At 63.4% G+C, this 18,462-nt stretch carries 17 protein-coding genes; 12 read left to right on the top strand and 5 right to left on the bottom strand.

All coding sequences use genetic code 11. The annotated features are described in order from the left end of the window. The first annotated feature begins 122 nt into the window (after positions 1–122). The 5 genes from pgsA to ACTHLA_RS11245 all read left to right on the top strand — a co-directional run bounded on the left by pgsA (position 123) and on the right by ACTHLA_RS11245 (position 4,915). Positions 123–743, top strand: coding sequence for a CDP-diacylglycerol--glycerol-3-phosphate 3-phosphatidyltransferase (gene pgsA, locus ACTHLA_RS11225; protein WP_440188897.1), 621 nt, complete (start codon positions 123–125; stop codon positions 741–743). A gap of 164 nt (positions 744–907) precedes the next feature. Beyond that, the gene (locus tag ACTHLA_RS11230; protein WP_440188900.1) at positions 908–2,047 is read left to right on the top strand and encodes an ABC transporter permease; all 1,140 of its coding nucleotides are present in this window, start codon (positions 908–910) and stop codon (positions 2,045–2,047) included. Next, complete coding sequence (locus tag ACTHLA_RS11235) at positions 2,044–2,754, top strand: ABC transporter ATP-binding protein (protein WP_440188903.1); 711 nt, start codon at positions 2,044–2,046, stop codon at positions 2,752–2,754. The genes ACTHLA_RS11230 and ACTHLA_RS11235 overlap by 4 nt, the downstream gene beginning before the upstream one ends. A gap of 11 nt (positions 2,755–2,765) precedes the next feature. Next, positions 2,766–3,758: an HlyD family secretion protein gene (locus ACTHLA_RS11240; RefSeq protein WP_440188906.1), complete on the top strand. Its 993-nt coding sequence runs from the start codon at positions 2,766–2,768 to the stop codon at positions 3,756–3,758. Positions 3,759–3,793: 35 nt separating this feature from the next. Beyond that, positions 3,794–4,915: an acyltransferase family protein gene (locus ACTHLA_RS11245; protein ID WP_440188909.1), complete on the top strand. Its 1,122-nt coding sequence runs from the start codon at positions 3,794–3,796 to the stop codon at positions 4,913–4,915. Here ACTHLA_RS11245 and nadC read toward each other — a convergent pair. From nadC to nadA, 3 genes are read right to left on the bottom strand one after another with little or no spacing between them, the layout of a single operon-like run. Further along, on the bottom strand, positions 4,912–5,760 hold the full coding sequence (gene nadC / locus ACTHLA_RS11250; protein WP_440188912.1) for a carboxylating nicotinate-nucleotide diphosphorylase: 849 nt from the start codon (positions 5,758–5,760) through the stop codon (positions 4,912–4,914). The two genes, ACTHLA_RS11245 and nadC, sit on opposite strands and share 4 nt — an antisense overlap. Further along, positions 5,760–7,304 carry an L-aspartate oxidase gene (locus tag ACTHLA_RS11255; protein WP_440188915.1) on the bottom strand — a complete coding sequence of 515 codons (1,545 nt, stop codon included), beginning with the start codon at positions 7,302–7,304 and terminating at the stop codon, positions 5,760–5,762. The genes nadC and ACTHLA_RS11255 overlap by 1 nt, the downstream gene beginning before the upstream one ends. A gap of 54 nt (positions 7,305–7,358) precedes the next feature. Then, positions 7,359–8,447, bottom strand: coding sequence for a quinolinate synthase NadA (nadA, locus tag ACTHLA_RS11260; protein WP_440188918.1), 1,089 nt, complete (start codon positions 8,445–8,447; stop codon positions 7,359–7,361). Between the two features lie 252 nt (positions 8,448–8,699). Here nadA and ACTHLA_RS11265 point away from each other — a divergent pair, with 252 nt between their 5' ends. Together ACTHLA_RS11265 and arfB are read left to right on the top strand one after the other, a co-directional pair. Continuing rightward, the gene (locus tag ACTHLA_RS11265) at positions 8,700–9,161 is read left to right on the top strand and encodes a Dps family protein (RefSeq protein ID WP_440188921.1); all 462 of its coding nucleotides are present in this window, start codon (positions 8,700–8,702) and stop codon (positions 9,159–9,161) included. A 31-nt stretch (positions 9,162–9,192) separates the two neighbouring features. After that, a complete protein-coding gene (arfB, locus tag ACTHLA_RS11270; protein WP_440188924.1) occupies positions 9,193–9,624 on the top strand; it encodes an alternative ribosome rescue aminoacyl-tRNA hydrolase ArfB in 432 nt (143 codons plus the stop codon). Here the strand turns inward: arfB and ACTHLA_RS11275 are convergent. Next, positions 9,603–10,757 (bottom strand): glycosyltransferase family 4 protein, encoded by a 1,155-nt coding sequence (locus ACTHLA_RS11275; RefSeq protein WP_440188927.1) that lies wholly within the window; start codon positions 10,755–10,757, stop codon positions 9,603–9,605. The genes arfB and ACTHLA_RS11275 overlap by 22 nt on opposite strands. Before the next feature lie 154 nt (positions 10,758–10,911). Then, positions 10,912–12,120 carry a pyridoxal phosphate-dependent aminotransferase gene (locus tag ACTHLA_RS11280; protein ID WP_440188930.1) on the bottom strand — a complete coding sequence of 403 codons (1,209 nt, stop codon included), beginning with the start codon at positions 12,118–12,120 and terminating at the stop codon, positions 10,912–10,914. A 267-nt stretch (positions 12,121–12,387) separates the two neighbouring features. On the opposite strand from ACTHLA_RS11280, the gene ACTHLA_RS11285 reads away from it, so the two are divergent. From ACTHLA_RS11285 to mrdA, 5 genes are all read left to right on the top strand, one after another. After that, on the top strand, positions 12,388–13,137 hold the full coding sequence (locus tag ACTHLA_RS11285; RefSeq protein WP_440188933.1) for a TVP38/TMEM64 family protein: 750 nt from the start codon (positions 12,388–12,390) through the stop codon (positions 13,135–13,137). Between the two features lie 282 nt (positions 13,138–13,419). Next, complete coding sequence (locus tag ACTHLA_RS11290) at positions 13,420–14,463, top strand: rod shape-determining protein (RefSeq protein WP_440188935.1); 1,044 nt, start codon at positions 13,420–13,422, stop codon at positions 14,461–14,463. Between the two features lie 141 nt (positions 14,464–14,604). Further along, on the top strand, positions 14,605–15,813 hold the full coding sequence (gene mreC / locus ACTHLA_RS11295; protein ID WP_440188938.1) for a rod shape-determining protein MreC: 1,209 nt from the start codon (positions 14,605–14,607) through the stop codon (positions 15,811–15,813). Then, on the top strand, positions 15,813–16,415 hold the full coding sequence (locus ACTHLA_RS11300) for a hypothetical protein (protein WP_440188941.1): 603 nt from the start codon (positions 15,813–15,815) through the stop codon (positions 16,413–16,415). Before mreC ends, ACTHLA_RS11300 begins: the two co-directional genes overlap by 1 nt. A gap of 7 nt (positions 16,416–16,422) precedes the next feature. Beyond that, complete coding sequence (gene mrdA / locus ACTHLA_RS11305; RefSeq protein ID WP_440188944.1) at positions 16,423–18,453, top strand: penicillin-binding protein 2; 2,031 nt, start codon at positions 16,423–16,425, stop codon at positions 18,451–18,453. Positions 18,454–18,462: the final 9 nt, after the last annotated feature.

Raw genomic sequence — 18,462 nt, forward strand, 5'->3', positions numbered from 1 at the left:
ACCCGAATGCCACGCCGATAAAAGGGCGGGAAGGGCGCGTATTCCTTCTCTCTATCGGATAAAAGGCTTGGCGCGGCGCCTTTGATGGCTAATATGCGCGCGAGTTTTATCAGGCGAGCATCATGACCGGCGAAAGCGTCAATCCGATCCCCAATATCCTGACCATGATCCGTCTGATCGGCGGGGTCGTCATGTTCGTCCTGCTGGCGGGCGCGGTCGGCGGCATTCCGTTTCTCGACGTCAATAGCGAGGTGCTGGACGCCTTGCAGCGCTGGGGCGTCTATATCTTCATCATCGCCGCCCTGACCGACCTGTTCGACGGCATACTGGCGCGCAAGCTGCACGCCGAAAGCCGCTGGGGCGCCATTCTCGATCCGATCGCCGACAAGATTCTCGTCTGCGGCACGATTCTGGGCCTGTTCTGCATCAAGACCGGCGATCCGGTCTTCGCCCTGCCCGCCGCCTTCATCCTGTTCCGCGAATTCGCCGTCAGCGCCCTGCGCGAAGCGGGCGCGGCGCGCGGGGTCAAGGTGCCGGTCTCCTTCATGGGCAAGATCAAGACCACCCTGCAACTGGTGGCGCTGGCCGCCCTGTTGATCGCCGAAAGCTGGGGCGCCTTCGGCCTGCCGCTGGAGTGGTACGGGCCGTGCTTTATCGCCGCCAATGTCCTGCTGCTGATCGCGGCCATCGCCTCGGTCTGGTCGGGCGTCGCTTACTTCTTAGCCGCCCGCGCGGATTTGTGAGACGCTCCATCGGGCGCGCCTGAGCCTGTTCGAAAACGGGCGCCGTCCGTGACCATCGTATAAGATGTCAATATCGTAACCAACCTTACCGCGATTTAATTGGACCTGCGCGGCAAGTTTCGTGATGGTGGGCCAACACGTTCGCATATTGCGAAGGGGGAGTTGTGTCCTTAGCTTTTTCCACGCTAATTTTTGAGTGGCGGCGCTATTTCGCCGCCATTATCGCCCTGGCGGTCGCCGGGCTGATGGTGCTGGCCATGACCGGCATGTTTCTGGGCGTCGGCAAGGCGTTTACCGCCACCATCGACCGTTCCCCCGCCGAGATCATGGTGCTGGCCGCCGATTCCGACAGCCTGTTCGGCAATAACAGCGGCCTGCCGCGTCGTCTGATCCCGACCGTCTATCAGCATCCTGACGTCACCGAGGTCATGCCCCTGTCGGGAAGCTGGGCCTTCTGGTCCAACTTCCCCAAGGACGGCCAGCCCGCCAAGGGCAACGGCGTGCAGGTCATGGTCATCGACCCTGCGCCCGGCTCCTTGACCATCCCCAACGATTTCGACGAGCGCATGTTGCAGACCATCGCCGAACCCTATGCGGTGATCATCGACTCCTCCAGCGAGGGCAAGCTGGGCGTCAAGATCGGCGACAAGGCCAAGATGAACGGCCAGACCATCTGGGTGCGCGGCGCGACCAACGACTATCCGTCGATGTTCAACTCGATCGTTTTCACCTCGCGCCAGACCGCCAAGCTGCTCAACATCGTCGATGAGGGGCCGCGCGTCGGCGGCCTGCTGGTCAAGATCAAAGACCCGAAGCGCGTCAAACAGGTGGTGGCCGAACTGAACCAGATGGGCGGCGGCCAGTATAAGGCGTGGGCGCGCGAAGACCTGTCCAAGGTGTCCGAGCGTGGCATGCTGAAAGAGGGCGGCATCTCGGTGATCATCGGCTTTGCGGTGGTGGTCGGCGCCTTTATCGGCATCGTCATCACCTGGCAGACGCTGCAGTCCGCCATTCTGGCCAATATCAAGGAATTTGCCGGTTTGCGCGCTCTGGGCGTCTCGATGGGCAGTCTGCGCCTGATCATTATGGAGATCAGCTTCTGGGTCGGCATATTCGGCCTGATCATGACCGCCGTTCTGGTGGCGGGCATCTCCATGATCGCCAAGTCGCTGAACATCCCGATGGACTTTCCGCTCTATATCGACATTCCCGTCTCCATCGTTCTTCTGCTGATCGCCATCATGTCGGGCTTCTTCTCGCTCGGCGTCCTGAAGAAGAGCCAGCCCGCGGACCTGCTGAGATGACCGGACAGATCGCCATCGACGCCAAGAATCTTGGCAAGAGCTACAAGATCGGCAAATCGAAACAGCAGGTGCTGAAGAATGTCGATTTCAACGCCTATCACGGTCAGGTCACCATGATCATGGGGCCGTCCGGTTCGGGTAAATCGACCCTGATCGCCGCCCTGTCCGGCCTGATGAAGCCCGACGAGGGCGAGGTGGTCGCGCTCGGCGAAAACCTGTGGAAGAAGAAGCGCGGCAAGATCGACAGGTTCCGCCTCGATCACTGCGGTTTCATCTTTCAGGGCTTCAATCTGTTCCCGGCGCTTAACGCCATGCAGCAGGTTGAGCAGGTGCTGAAATACTGCAAGGTGCCGCATGGCGAGGCGAAGAAACGCGCCAGAGCCGTGCTGGAATCGGTCGGTCTAGGGCCGCGAGTCAGCCTGCGTCCGTCGGAAATGTCCGGCGGCGAGAAGCAGCGCGTCGCCATCGCCCGCGCCCTGTCGAAAGAGCCGAAGCTGATCTTTGCCGATGAGCCGACCTCAGCGCTCGATTCGGTGTCCGGTCAGGTGGTGATCAAGCTGCTGCACGACGCCGCCAAGGCGCGCAACGCCGCCGTCATCGTCGTGACCCACGATCCGCGCCTCGAAGCCTATGCCGACCGCATCATTCACATGGAAGACGGCAAGATCCTTTCCGATCACATGATCGACCGTTCTTCGCAAGCCTAAGAGAAACCTTCATGTCTCGCAAACTCGTCACCGCTTCCGCTCTTGTCCTGCTGGCCGCCGCGTCCGCCCTGGCCGGCTGTCACGCCAAACCGGGCGCAGGCGGCAAGAACGCCAAGGCCGCCGTCACCGTTCCCGAAAGCAATTACGCCGCCATCGCCAATGGCAAGGTCGATGTCGAAGGCGGGGTGATTCAGGTCGCCGCCCGCACCGCCGGCATCGTGCAGGAGGTCTATGTGCAGGAAGGCGACACCGTCACCGCCGGTCAGGTTCTGGCCCGGCAGGAGGACGACGCCCAGCGTCTGGCCGTGCAGACCGCCAAGGCCGGGGTCGATCAGGCCGTCGCCGCCGAACAGCTCACCGAGGTCAATATCCGCACGGCGCAGCGCGAATACGACCGCTTGGCCAAGCTGGCGCCGGAAAACTATGTCGCCAAGCAGAAGCTCGATCAGGCGAAGGACGCCATCGACACCGCCAAGGCGACGCTCGATTCACAACTCGCCGCCGTGCAGACCGCGAAAGCGCAACTGGCGCAGGCCGAATACAATCTCGACCTGACCGTGATCCGCGCGCCGCTGGCGGGCAAGATCATCCGTCGCTACGCCAATCCGGGCGCTGGCGCCTCGACCCTGAACGTGTCGGATATGTTCGACCTTGAGCCCGCCATCCCGCATATTGTGCGCGCCGAAATCGTCGAAAGCTCGATCCCCGACGTGCATATTGGTCAGGAGGCTGAGATCGTGTCGGAAAACGACCCGACCAAAACCTATGTCGGCCACGTCCTGCGCATCGCCGCCACCTTCGGCGCGCGCAAGCTTCTGTCCGACAGCCAGAACGAGGCCACCGACGAGCGCGTGGTCGAGGTCGTGGTCAGCGCCGACAACGCGCCCTATCTGATCGGTCAGCGCGTGCTGGTCAAGTTCATGAAACCGGGCAAGAAGGCGCAAGGCACGGCGATCGCCGCCGCCGCTTCATCCAGCGCGTCGGCTTCGGCGGCGGCCAGCTAACCTAAAATCAACCGCTCTGTGTCAGTTTGAGCGGCGTGAAGCCGCTCAATTTTTCCCTCCCCGCCGGTTCAGGCGCTGTGATCAAGGCGCGCGCCGGCGGCGCGTCGCTTGATGTGCTGCGTTTTCTGGCCGCCCTGTTCATTCTTTTGTTCCATTACGGAACCAATGCGCCGCGCGATCTCGAAACGATCATACCTGTGTTCCGGCAGGGCTGGCTGGCGACCGATTTCTTCCTGATGCTGTCGGGCTATGTGTTGTCGCGCGCCTATGGGCGTCGGCTGGTCGAATCCGGCATGCGGCGTTCGCATTTCTTCCTGCGCCGGTTCGCGCGGCTGTGGCCGTCGCATATCATCGTGCTGCTGGCCTTCGGAGTCTTCGTGCTGGCCTCCGGCGCGGTCGGCCTTATGCCGAAACACCCGGAAAAGTACGGACTTTTCGCCTTTGTCGCGCAGGCCTTCATGGTGCACGGCTGGGGCATGTTCGCCTCGCCGTCGTGGAACGTGCCGACCTGGACGATCTCAGCGCTGCTGATCTGCTACGGCCTGTTCAGCTTTTATGCGCCATGGATATGGCGGCTGAAACGCTGGCAACTGGCGGCGCTGGCGCTCGGCGTACTGATGGTGGCGCAGATTTTCGCGCTGAACGTGGTCCGCCATCCGCTCGTCGATCTGCCCTTCACCTGGGGACTGGGGCGCGCGATCCCTCTGTTTATCATCGGCAGCCTGATCGAACGGGCGACCTCCGGTTTGGTCGCGCCCAAGCCGGCTTTTTGGCTCGGCAGCGTCGGCGTGCTGATGGTCCTGCCGTTTCTGTGCCTGCTGCCGCGCTCCATCGGCATGGACACGCTGCTGCTGGCCTTGCTGGCGGTGGTGCTGGCTGTATCGGGCGGCGTGACCTTCCCGGAAACGCGTGCGACGCAGCTTATGGGGCGCGCCTCGTTCGCCTTGTTCCTCGTGCATTCTCTGGTCGGCGCCGTCTGGTTCGGCGTGGCGTTCAAGTTGATCGACCATTTCGGACTCGGCGCCGCCGCGCAATGGGGGCTGTGGGGCTTCGGCGTCGCCCTGGCCATCGCCACCGCCTTCGTCTTCGACGCCCTGGTTGACAAGCCGCTCAGCGCGCGCGTATCGCGCCTGAGCTTCGTCAAGGGCGGCGTTTAAACTGCATCCAGACCGATATCGAAGTTCGGCGCCGAATGGGTCAGGGCGCCGACGCTGATGACATCGACGCCGGTTTCGGCGATGGCGCGCACGGTGTCGAGATTGACCCCGCCGGAGGCTTCGAGGATGGTTTTCCCGGCCGCCAGTTTCACCGCCTCGGCAAACATATCGAGCGAGAAATTGTCGAGCAGCATCACGTCCGGCTTATAGGGCAGGGCAGCCTTGAGCTGGGCGATCGAATCGACCTCGATCTCGATCTTCATGGTGTGACCGACATTGGCCTTGGCGCGTTCCATCGCCTTTTCGACGCCGCCGCAGATGGCGATATGGTTGTCTTTGATCAGAATGGCGTCGTCCAGGCCATAGCGGTGATTATAGCCGCCGCCGCAGCGGACCGCGTGTTTTTGCAAGGCCCGCAGGGAGGGCAGGGTTTTGCGCGTGCAGACGATCTTGGTGGTCAGGCCATCGACGGTCTGGACATAGCGCGCCGTCAGGCTGGCCACGCCCGACAGATGGCACAAAAGGTTCAGCGCCGTGCGTTCGGCGGCCAGAATGGCGCGCGCCTTGCCTTCAATGCGCGCGATCACGTCGCCCGGCTTGACCGCGCTGCCATCAGGCAAGAGCGTCTCGAAGCGAATCTGCGGGTCCATCAGGCTCATGGCCAGCCGCGCGCAGTCGATGCCGGCGCTGACCCCGTGGTCGCGCGCCTTGAACTCGGCCTGAAAACGCGCTTTCGGCGGGATGACTGCATCAGCGGTCACATCGCCGGCGCGCCCAAGGTCTTCAAGCAGCGCGGCGCGCACCACGGGTTCGATCAAAAGATCAGGCAGGCCGGGATTGATCATCAGGCGACTTCCTTCTTGACAGCGTTCCAGTCCGTGTAGGTGCGCTTGCCCGTCGTTGCGGTCTGCGGGAAGTCGCTGCGGTAATGAGAACCCCGACTCTCGCGTCTTTGCAAGGCGCAAGTCGCGATCAGCCGCGCCGCGACCAGGGCAAGAGCGCCGGGATAGAGTGCGTCCAGCCGGTCCAGCAGGGCCAAAAGCGCGCGTAATCCCGCCTCTGAACGCACCATGCCTGCATTATGGCTCATCGCTTCGCGCAGGGTTTGCAGGTCTTTGGCGGACAATTCCGTCGGGATAGCGGGACGGACCGCCTGGCCGATATCGGGCGTGAAACCTTCGGGCAGCGCCGCGCACGCTGTTCGGCCCGTGCGTTCGCCAAAGGCGGCGGCTTCGAGCAGGCTGTTCGAGGCCAGCCGGTTGGCGCCATGCACGCCAGTGGCAGCGCATTCGCCGACCGCATAGAGGCCGCTCAAAGTGGTGCGTCCGTCGATATCAGTCCTGATCCCGCCCATATGGTAATGCGCGGCGGGCGCGACCGGCATGGGTTCCACGCGCGGGTCAATCCCTTCAGCCATGCAGGCGGCGAAGACGGTCGGAAACTCTTTATCAAAATGCGCGCCAATCGCCTGCGTCGCGTCGAGAAACGCGCCGCCGCGATGCAGGTTCGCCTTATGCACGGCGCGCGCCACGATGTCGCGCGGCGCCAGTTCGCCGTCCGGGTGGTCGTCGAAGGCGAAGCGCTCGCCTTTCGCGTCGATCAGGATCGCGCCTTCGCCGCGCAGCGCTTCGGTGGCCAGCGGGGCGGGATCGCGACCGACATTGAGCGCAGTCGGATGGAATTGCACAAACTCCGGGTCGGCGATCTCGGCGCCAGCAAGCGCGGCCATCGCCATGCCCTCGCCGCGCAAGGCCGACGGATTGGTGGTGACGGCGAACAGGCCGCCCGCCCCGCCGGTGGCCAGAATGATGGCGGGCGCATAGATTTCGATCAGATTGTCGCCACGCCGGATCAGTGCGCCGATCACGGTTCTGGCGTCGGATTTGATCAGACCCAAAGCGTGGGCGTCCTCCCAGATCTCGATATGGTCAGCCTTTTGCGCCGTCGCGACCACGGCTTCGAGAATCTTCTTTCCCGCCAGATCGCCGCCGACGCGCGCCACGCGCGCCAGACTATGCGCCGCTTCGCGGTTCAGCACGAAGCCGCCGTCGGGCGTCTTATCGAACGGCGCGCCGAGCGCGTTAAGACGGCGCACCGTGTCGGGACCGGCCTGGGTCAGGGCGCGCGCGGCCTCCGCATCGACCAGGCCTGCGCCGGCGTTCACCGTGTCGAGCGCGTGGGCGGCGGGAGAGTCCTCAGCGGACAGGGCCGCGGCCATGCCGCCCTGCGCCCAGGCCGACGAGGCGGCCTGGCCGAGCGCGACCGGCGACAGCACCAGCGCCTTGTGCGGCGCGCAGGCGAGGGCGGCGGACAGTCCGGCCAGCCCCGCGCCGACAATCAGCGGGCCCCCGAAAATGTAAGACTCTCGGATGTAGATTTGGTTGGCCATGATGTTGCCCATTCCTCGGAGGGCGGGACCGCAAGCGGTCAAAGCAGGGAAGTCCTAGCTGATCATTTCCACATCGACATGATGCCGCGCCTTGACCATATCGTAGCGCGCGGGCGTCTTCAGCGGCGGCATGTCGATCATGCGCTGCACGGCGGCGGCGGCGCGCGGGATCAGGGCCGGATCGACCGTGACCTCGAACTGACGCAGGCGCAGGGAATCGTAAATGCCTTGCAGGGTGATGCGCTTCATGTGCGGGCACAGATTGCATGGGCGCAGGAACTCGACGTCCGGCGCGTCGGCGGTGACATTGTCGGCCATCGAACATTCGGTGATCAGCACCACCTGGGCGGGCTTGTTTTTCGTCACATAGTCGCTCATCGCCGTGGTCGAGCCGGTGAAGTCCGACGCCGCGATCACATCGGGCGGACATTCCGGGTGGGCCAGCACCACCGCGCTCGGATGGGCCTTGCGCACCTCGGCGATGTCCGAGGCGTCAAAGCGCTCATGCACCTCGCAGGCCCCGGCCCAGGCGATGATCTTGATGTCCGTCTGGCGCGCGACATTCTTCGCCAGGAACTGATCCGGCAGCATGATGACGGTATCGACGCCCCATTCCCGCGCAATATGTTCGACCACCTGCACCGCATTGGCCGAGGTGCAGCAGATGTCGGTCTCGGCCTTCACATCAGCGGTGGTGTTGACATAGGTGACGACCGGTAGGCCCGGATAGCGCTGTTTGATCAGCCGCACCTGCTCGCCGGTGATGCTGGACGCCAGCGAACAGCCCGCGCGCAGGTCGGGGATCAGCACGGTCTTTTCCGGGGCCAGAATCTTCGAGGTCTCGGCCATGAAATGCACGCCGCCCTGCACGATGATATCCGCATCGCATGCCGCCGCCTCGCGCGCCAGACCGAGACTGTCGCCGACATAATCGCCGACGCCGTGGAAAATATCGGGCGTCATATAGTTGTGCGCCAGAATGACGGCGTTCATTTCGCGCTTCAGCCGGTTAATCGCGGCAATCAGCGGCGCCTGCAAGCGCCACTCCAGGTCCGAGACCTTGCCCTTCAGGCGGTCATGAATCGCGGCGGTTTCGGCTTCAACTTCAGACGTGAATTCCAGTGGCAGGGCTGTGTCCAGCATGGCGTGTCCTTAAACCACTTATGCTCATTTTCAGCATAAGGTGTCTATAACATAGTCGTTGGCGGCGGCGATGCAATACGCATTTTCCCGCAAAGCTTCACGTTTTATGACAGAGGCGTGACGTCAAACCTGTGTTAAAATACCTGCCTCAGGGCGCCGCAGCCCGGCGTTTCCACCTTGAATCCTTATGCTATGCGCACATATTTCAGACATCCTATCCAGGCATTGCCTTCCAGTTAAAGGAGATTTTTTATGGCGAAAGAAACCGGCGTCGATCACAACAAGACCGTGGCGCACGAATTGTCCAAGGTGCTGGCCGACACCTTCACCATCTATCAAAAGACGCATGGCTATCACTGGAACGTGGTCGGCCCGAACTTCCGTGGTCTGCACCTGCTGTTGGAAGAGCAGTACAATGAAATCTGGGCCTCGGTCGATGAGATCGCCGAGCGCATCCGCGCCCTGGGCCAGAGCGCGCCGATGGGCGCCGACGCCTTCGGCAACCTGACCTCGATCAAGGACGGCGATCCGTCGCTGGCGGCTGAGGCCATGCTGAAAGACTTGATCGCCGGCAACGAAACGACCGTTGCGACGCTGAAAAAAGCTGCCGAAGTCGCCGACGAGGCGGGTGATATCTCAACCAATGACCTCTGCACTCAGCGCATTACCGCGCATGAAAAGCATATCTGGATGCTGAAATCGTCGCTGGCTTAATTTCCGGCGTAAAGTCTGTTAAAGGCGCGGCATGGTCTTTATCACGCCGCGCCTTTCTGTACCGGATAACGAACTGCACGAAAGCTTCGTGCGGGCCTCGGGCGCGGGCGGTCAGAATGTTAACAAGGTCGCCACGGCGGTCGAGTTGCGCTTCTCGATCACAAACAACTGGAGCCTGCCTTACGAGGTCAAGCAGAGCCTGATCAGGCTCGGAGGCAGGCGCGTGACGCAGGAGGGCGAACTGGTGCTGTTCGTGCAGACGCACCGCACGCAGGAGATGAACCGCAAAGCGGCGCTGGAGCGCTTTGTCGCGCTGGTGCAGAAGGCCGCCGAACCGCCGCCGCCGCCGCGCGTCAAGACGAAGCCGACGCAGGGCTCGGTGCGCCGTCGTCTGGCGGGCAAGGCGATCCGCGCCAGCGTTAAGGCCAACCGCGGGCGGGTTCAGGATCTCGACGAGGACTGAGCCGCCTCCGGCGATGAGGTCTGAGGCGCGCCCACCAGCCGGGCGCGCAGCCGGAACCAGCCCAGACTGTAGAAAAAGATTACGCCGACCAGGGCGATGAAACGCAGATCCGTCCGGTAGGTGATGTCGATCAGGCGCGCCGCCAGGCCGACGCCGCTCGACACAAGCGTCAGCAGCCACACGCGCCAGGCCAGCCGTAAGTGGCTGGGGTCGCGTTTTTGCAGCCAGAGCTGATAAAGATGCTCCTTATGAGGCCGCATCAGATTGCGCCTGGCGCGGGCGCGCACGAACAGGGTCAGCACGACATCGACAAGAATCGGCGCCAGCACGAAGCCGCCGATCCATACCGAGCCGACGCCGTAATTGCGCGTCATCAGGGTTAGTCCGGTGATCAGCGCGCCGCCAAACAGGGAGCCGGCGTCGCCCTGAAACACAGCGGCGCGTGAGGGATGCAGGGGCGGCAGGTTCCACGGCAAAAAGCCCAGATGCGCGCCCGCCGCGCACACGGCGACCATCAGAGGCGCGCCCAGCCAGGCGCCGGCGACGCTTAACGGCGCCATCAGCACGATCAACACAGCCAGGACGCTGAGGCTGATGAACTGGCTGCCGACCGCCAGGCCATTGGCGCCATCCATGAAATTGATCGCGTTCATGCCCAACACCAGCCAGAGCGCGCTGCCCGGTATGCTGAGCCAGCTCGGCAGGGTCAGGATCAGGCCGGGGCCGAAATCAAGCGTATCAACATGATAAATGCCCGCGAAGACCAGGCTGGCGACGATCTGAAAGCCCAGACGCCATTTGGCGGGCATGTCGAGAAGATCGTCGGCCGCTCCGCCGAGTCCTACGATTGCGGCAAACAGCAAGACGATAAGACCGTCGCGCCATCCGCCGGGAACCGCATCGCCGAACAGGGCGAGGGCGCCGCCCAGCGCCAGGGCGGTCGCCGCCATGATGGCGAGGCCGCCGCTGGTCGGGGTCGGATGCAGGTGCGCGCCGCGCGTCCTTGGCCGGTCCACCGGGCCGCTCGCCGCCGCCAGCCAGGCCAGGGCCAGACTGGCGGCGAGGGCGAGGGCGAAGCCAACCGCCAGTGCCGTCGGCGGCAGCAGCCAGATGACGCTGGAGCTTTGGGTCATGTGAAAATCTATCTCCCGCTTCCCCCGCAGCCGCCCCCCGACGGCCTCTTCAGAGATACTGGCGTCCAAAGACGCGCGACGCGGCGCAAACTAGCACAAAAAAGCAGCGGCGAAAGACCCGCCGCCGCTTTTGTCGCAGTTGTGCGCTGCGCGCCTATTTCAGGCTGGCGCAGAAACGTTGAATGCGCGAGCAGGCCTCGGTCAGCACCGCTTCGGAGGTCGCGTACGAGATGCGGAAGAAGGGCGACAGCCCGAAAGCGGCGCCATGCACGACGGCGACCTCCTCGGTTTGCAGCAGCTCCGACGCAAAGGTCTCGTCGCTGTCGATGATCTTGCCCGACGGCGCCTGCTTGCCGATGCAGCCCGCGATCGACGGATAGACGTAGAAGGCGCCGTCCGGCGTCGGGCAGGTCACGCCCTTGGCGTTATTGAGCATGGCCACCACCAGATCGCGGCGTTTCTGGAAGACGGCGGCGCGCTGCGGGATGAAGTCCTGCGGCCCGTTGAGCGCCTCGACGGCCGCCCATTGCGCGATCGAGCACGGATTGGAGGTCGATTGCGACTCGATCTTGCCCATCGCCTTGATCAGGCCTTCGGGACCGGCGCAGTAACCGATGCGCCAGCCGGTCATCGAATAGGCCTTCGACACGCCGTTCATGGTCAGGGTGCGGTCGTAAAGCTCCGGCACGACCTGGGCGATGGTCGCGTATTGGAAACCGTCATAGAGAATGTGCTCATACATATCGTCGGTCAGCACCCAGACCTGCGGATGGCGCTTCAGCACCTCGCCCAGAGCGCGCAGCTCATCGGCGGTATAGGCGGCGCCCGACGGGTTGGACGGCGAGTTGAGGATCAGCCACTTGGTCTTCGGCGTAATCGCGGCTTCGAGCGTTTCGGGACGCAGCTTGAAGCCGGTCTCCATCTCGCCAATGGCGACCACGGGCGTTCCGCCGGCCAGCAGCACCATGTCGGGATAGGACACCCAGTAGGGCGCCGGCACGATCACCTCGTCGCCGGGGTTCAGCGACGCCATCATGGCGTTGTAGATGACCGGCTTGCCGCCCGGCGCGACGTGCACCTGGCTGGTCTTGTACTCAAGACCGTTTTCGCGCTTGAACTTATCGACGATCGCCTGTTTCAGCTCCAGAATGCCATCGACATCGGTGTAGCGCGTCTCGCCGCGCTTGATCGCCTTGATGGCGGCGTCACAGATGTTTTCCGGCGTGTCGAAATCGGGCTCGCCCGCGCCGAGGCTGATCACCTTCTTGCCCTGGCGGGCCAGTTCGCGCGCCTTGGCGGTTACGGCCAGAGTCGGGGACGGCTTGACGCGCTTGAGGGTTTCGGATTCGGTGAAGCTGGACATGATTTGACTCGGCTGCTCTGCGGCCCGGTCGGGGGCCTGCGTGGAAAAATGCAGGCCTCTCTTTACTCGCACGCGCTCGTTTGTCCAACCGTCATCCGCAAACATGATGCAAAATCTCCCCGTCGCCCAGAAGGTGCGGCGATTTCGCCGCGCTTGGTTACGACTGAATTCAGTTTTTCCCTGTCCCTGACCGCAGCGGCGATGCTATGGACGCCGGATTAGAACAGTTGAATGGAAGATTGTGCAATGCACAAGCTGCTTCAATAAATGTGGCGAAACGTAACGCGCTTCCTCGTTAATCTCGACGCCCGCGCCGTGCGCGCGGTGTGGACCAGCGCGCTTTTGCTGGCTCTTATGGTCGCCACCTTCCTGATCGGCAAGTCGCCCTGGGGCCAGGCAATGACGGCGGGGCTGGAGGCGTGGATGCAGTCCTACCAGCATTCGCCTCTGGCCGTGCTGATTGTGACCGCGGTGTTCTGCGTCTCAGCCCTGTTCGGCGCGCCGCAATTTGTGCTGATCGCCGCCTGCGTGGTGGCCTTCGGCCCGGTGCGGGGCTTTGGCTATTCGTGGTTCGCTACGGTCGTCTCGGCGGCCATGACCTTTTATATGGGCCGTTTCGCCGGCCAAAAGCTGCTGGCGCGCTTCGGCGGCAAGCGGCTGGACCGCCTGTCCGGTTATCTGGGCCAGAACGCTTTTTCCGCCTCCTTCATCGTGCGCAACATCCCGTCAGCGCCGTTCATTGTCGTCAATATGGCCTTCGGCGCTTCACGCGCAGGTTTTCTAAGCTTCATCGGCGGCTGCGCGCTCGGCGTCCTGCCCAAGACGGCGCTGGTCACCCTGTTCGGTTCGTCATTTTCTTCTCTCGGCAAGGGCGGAAACTGGAAGATGGCCCTGCTGCTGGCGGGGTTGGCCGTAGTCTGGCTGGGCGTCATGCTGGCGGCGCGGCGGGTCTATGAACGCGCCCGTCACCACGCCGAAACAGCGCACAGGGCAGGCCCGGATGACGCGGCGCAATAGAGCGATGACATTTTCCGTGATCGGCGCGGACAAAAAAGAGCCTTAATAATAGATTTCAAGGGTTTAACCTTATCGCTTGTGGGTTGAAATCATCTTTTTGACGAACCCCCTTTCAAGCCCCTTGAAATTGCTTGCAGATAAGGGCAAGTGGGGAGCCTTCCGGTCGTCCGGACTCAGACTGAAACGAGGCCAGCAACGCCTCCCGGCCTGAATTAAGGACGCTCCGGCTCCCCGGAATTTAGAAACCTCATACGCGCGCGCTCCCCAAGGTAGTTATTGTCCATGCTCAAATCCTTCTTCGGCGGTTTTTCCAATGACATTGCCATCGACCTGGGAACGGCCAACACGCTGATTTACATGAAGGGGCGCGGCATCGTGCTGAACGAGCCGTCGGTGGTGGCGCTGCGCAATGTCGGCGGCCGTAAGGTCGTTCACGCGGTCGGCATCGAGGCCAAGCAGATGCTGGGCCGCACGCCGGGCCACATGGAGGCCATCCGTCCGATGCGCGACGGCGTGATCGCCGATTTCGAGGTCGCCGAGGAGATGATCAAGCACTTCATCCGCAAGGTGCATAACCGCAAGGGCTTCGTGAACCCCAAGGTTATTGTCTGCGTGCCTTCGGGCGCCACGGCGGTGGAGCGCCGCGCCATCAACGATTCCTGCCTGAACGCTTCGGCGCGCCGCGTCGGCCTGCTGGACGAGCCGATGGCGGCCGCCATCGGCGCAGGCCTGCCGATCCATGAGCCGACCGGCTCAATGGTGGTCGATATCGGCGGTGGCACGACCGAGGTGGCCGTCCTGTCCCTGTCGGGCATCGTCTATTCCAAGTCGGTCCGCGTCGGCGGCGACAAGATGGATGAGGCGATTACCAATTTTATGCGCCGCAACCACAATCTGCTGATCGGCGAAACCACCGCCGAGCGCATCAAGAAGGATATCGGCACCGCGCGCGTCCCGCACGACGGTGAAGGCATGGCCATTGAGGTCAAGGGCCGCGACCTGATGCAGGGCGTGCCGCGCGAAGTGCGCATGTCGGAGCGTCAGGCCGCCGAAGCCTTGGCCGAGCCAGTGGCGCAGATCATCGACGCGGTGAAGGTGGCTCTGGAGGCGACCCCGCCGGAACTGGCCGCCGACATCGCTGACAAGGGCATCATGCTGACCGGCGGCGGCGCGCTGCTGCGCGGTCTCGATGTCGAAATCCGCGATCAGACCGGTCTGCCGGTGTCGGTGGCTGAGGATCCTTTGTCATGCGTGGCCATCGGCTGCGGCCGCGTGCTGGAGCATCCGCGCTGGATGAAGGGCATTCTCGACGCCACCATGTCGTAAAGTCTGAAATCGGCGCGAAATTTGCACGCGTCCATAAAATAGACGCAAGCGCACGTTAAAACCTGACTTGGGCATAAACCCTTGTTAAGGCGAATCGCGCAGCCTGCATGAGGTTTTCCCCTGTTTTAGGATTTTGGTCGTTTGGCTTACGGGGATAATAACAGGCATTTTGAGCATCTGCGCCTGCCGATGACGTGGACGGTCATGGGCGTGGTCGGCGTCATCTGCGTCGGCGCGCTTCTGATGTTCCTTGGCGACCGCCGCCATCAGGACGAGGCGACCGCCTATGGCGACCGCGCCGGTTTCGACGCGGCGGCGGGACCGGTCAACAATGTCCTGTCCTTCCCGGTGCATAAGATCGGCGACGGCGCCAACTGGATCGACGACTATTTCTTCGCCGTGCGCGAAAACCGTCTGCTGAAAAAGAAGGTCGCCGAACTGTCGCAGTACCGCGACGACTATATTGAGCTGAAAGACCTGAATGCGCGCTACGAATCGCTGCTGAAACTGCGCACCGACCCGCCGGTGGAGATGGTGACGGCGCGTTCGATCTCGGTGTCGCGTGGCCCGTTCGCCAATAACCGCCTGATCAATGCGGGCTCGAAGGATGGAATTCGCTTCAACAATCCGGTCATGACCGATCAGGGTCTGGTGGGCCGGGTGGTTGGCGTGTCGGGCCAGGTCAGCCGCATCCTGATGGTCACCGACGTGACCAGCCATGTGCCGGTCATGATCCTGCGCTCCGATGGCCGCGCCATGATGAGCGGCGACGGCGGCGGCTACCCCAAGCTGGAGTTCGTGCGCGGTCAGGATACGGTCAAGGCGGGCGATCAGATCCTGTCGTCAGGCGATGGCGGCATTTTCCCGCGCGGCCTGCCTGTAGGCGAGGCGGTGAAGGGCGTCGATGGTGTCTGGCGCGTCAAACTCTACGCCAACCGCGCGCCGATCGACTTCGTGAAAGTCCTTCTGTACAAGGATTTTTCGCAACTTCCCAATGCAGATACTCTGCTGCGCGCGCCGCCGGTCAGCGACATCCTGCCGCCGCCCGCCACGCCGGATTCGGGCAAGACATCCGCATCCAGCAGCAGCATCGCCGCCAAACCGGCCAGCGCGTCCACGCATGCGCCCGTCAAAACCATCGCCGCGTCAAGCAGCAGCGCGTCAAAAACGCCTCTGGTGAAGCCGTCGCCTGTAAAGCCCGTCGCCGCACCGTCCAGCTCGCATGCCGCGTCGTCCTCTCACGTCGCAGCCTCGCACGCCGTTGCGTCTTCGACGCCAGCCCAGCCGGTCGCGCCCGTGCTCAAGCCCTATGTCCCGCCCGCCAGCAGCAGCGGGGAGGGGGCGAACTGATGCGCCTGCCCGCCGCCCTCGGTCTGAAGAAGGCGACGGCGGGCCGCCGCGTGGTGTCGCCGCGCGGTCCCGTCAATTCCGGCCTGCGCGGCGGCGTGGCCTCGCGCGTCATCACGCCGTGGGACTGGATTTTCGCCCCCGCCCTGATGAGTTTCGCCCTGACCATCGTGCTGGCGACGCCGTTCAAGCTGTTCGGGCTTTATCTGCCGGAGCCGGTCTCACCGTTGATTCTGGCCTTCGTCTGGCCGCTGATCCGCCCGTCCTTTATCGCGCCGTTCGTCCTCGGCGCGCTGGGCCTGTTTCTCGACGCCTTCTGGGGCGCGCCCATGGGCTTCTGGATGCTGGACCTGATGCTGGTCTATGGCGTCCTGCTGATGGCGCGCAGCTACATCATCGGTCAGGACACCGTCGTGGTGTTCGGCATTTTCCTGCTGGCCGAGCTTCTGTTCTTCCTGTTCGGCGTCCTGGCCATGAGCCTGTACGCCGGGGCCGTGCCGCGTCTGTGGGGCGTGTTCGAACAGATGCTCGCCACCACGATTCTGTTCCCGTTCGCGTTGATCCTGCTGGACCGCTACGTTCAGACGGACGTAAAGTTTATGTAGCGTTGTTATGGCCGAACCTTCCATTGTCTTTTCGGATGTGAACGAACGTCAGGGGACGTTCAACCGCCGCGTCTTCATGATGGGCGGGGTGGTGGCGTTCGGCCTGTTCGCCCTGACCGGGCGCCTCGTGCATCTGCAGATTCTTCAGGGCCAGAAATACGCCAAGCTGTCGGCGGGCAATCAGTACAATTTCCGCGTCATCCCGCCGCCGCGCGGCGAAATTCTCGACCGCAATGGCAAGCTGATCGCGGGCAACCGCCCGTCCTTCCGCGTCATGATCGAGGTCAATGAGGTCAAGGACATCGACGACACGCTGGATCAGATCGCCTATGTCCTGCCGCAGACCGCCGGTTCGCGCCGCAGAATCTTGCGCGACATCAACCAGAACCAGCGCTCGGTGCCGACCATCGTGGCCGCCGATTTAAGCTGGGACGACTTCTCCAAGGTCAGTCTCTACGCCAATGACATTCCCGGCGTGGTCGCCGATATGGACGAGGTCCGCGCCTATTATTACGGCGGCGCCTTCTCGCACGTCGTCGGCTATGTGTCCAAGATCAACGATAAGGACATGAAGACCGAACTGGCGCAGCCGGACGCCGATCCGAATCTGTTGCACCATCCATCCTTCCGCATCGGCAAGCAGGGCATCGAAAAAGCCTATGACCGCCAGTTGCGCGGCAAGGCGGGCGGCAAGAAGGTCGAGGTCGATGCGCGCGGCCAGGTGGTTCAGGAAGACCCCGAAGGCTCGATCCCGCCGACTCCGGGCGAGAATATCGTTCTGACGCTGGACGCCGACCTGCAACAGCGCGCCGTCGAGGTGTTCGGCGAAGAATCGGGCGCCGCCGTGCTGATGGACTGTCAGACCGGCGACGTCCTGTGCATGAGTTCGTCGCCCGGCTTCGATCCCAACCTGTTCGTGTCGGGCATTTCGACGGATGAATACCGGCTGCTGGCCGATTACGATCACCTGCCTTTGCTCGACAAGGCGATCGGCTCGACCTTCGCGCCCGGCTCGACCTTCAAGACCATGGTGGCGCTGGCGGCGCTGGAAAACGGCTACGATCCCGCCACCGTGCATGTCTGCAACCGGCACTGGACCTTCGGCGGCCACACCTTTTCCTGCGATCAGGCGCACGGCGCGCTCGATCTGCATCAGGCCATCGTCACCTCGTGCGACATCTATTTCTACCAGTGCGCCCTGTCGATGGGCGGGCCGGACAAGGTCGCCGCCATGGCGCACAAGTTCGGCCTCGGCGAAATCTTCGACATCGGCATTTCCGGTCAGCGCAAGGGACTGGTGCCGACCGAGGCGTGGAAGAAAGAGTATTTCGCCAAGCGCAATCCCGCCGATACGCGCTGGTGGCCGGGCGAGACGCCCAGTTTCGGCATCGGTCAGGGCTACACCAATGTCAATCCGCTGCAGAACTGCGTGATGGTGTCGCGTCTGGCCAATGGCCGCAAGGCGATTCAGCCGCGTCTGGTCAAGTCGATCGGCGGCGCCGAGCAGAAACCGGGCGATGACGTGCCCGATCTGGCCGCTGATCCGGCCCATATCAATTTCGTGCGCTCCGCCATGGCCGACGTTACGGCGGCGGGCACGCGCGGCACGGCGTCGGGTCTCGGCGATCTCGGCCTCGGTCCGATCCATATGGCGGGCAAGACCGGCACAGCCCAGGCCTACAGCTATAAGGGCGGACGCGGCGCCCACGGCGCGGTCGGCGACTGGAAGCTGCGCGACCACGCCTGGTTCGTCGCCTTCGCGCCTGCCGACGCGCCTAAATACGCTTGCGCGGTGGTCGTGCAGCACGGCGGCTTCGGCGGCACGGCGGCGGCGCCCAAGGCGCGCGAAATCATGCGCCTGGCCCTGATCAAGGATCCCGAAATCCGCCAGCGCATCACCGTTCCCTATTCCACCGACATCGACCGCGCCGGTATGGCTGCGGCCTCAAAGGCGGCGACCTCAGACCCCGATGGCGTCGCCCCGCCCGACGCCGCGCCCGCGACCCCGGTCGATGACGGCGGCGATACGAGTTTGTAGGGAGCCAGT

This window comes from Asticcacaulis sp. (genome assembly GCF_051956075.1).
Lineage (GTDB): Bacteria > Pseudomonadota > Alphaproteobacteria > Caulobacterales > Caulobacteraceae > Asticcacaulis.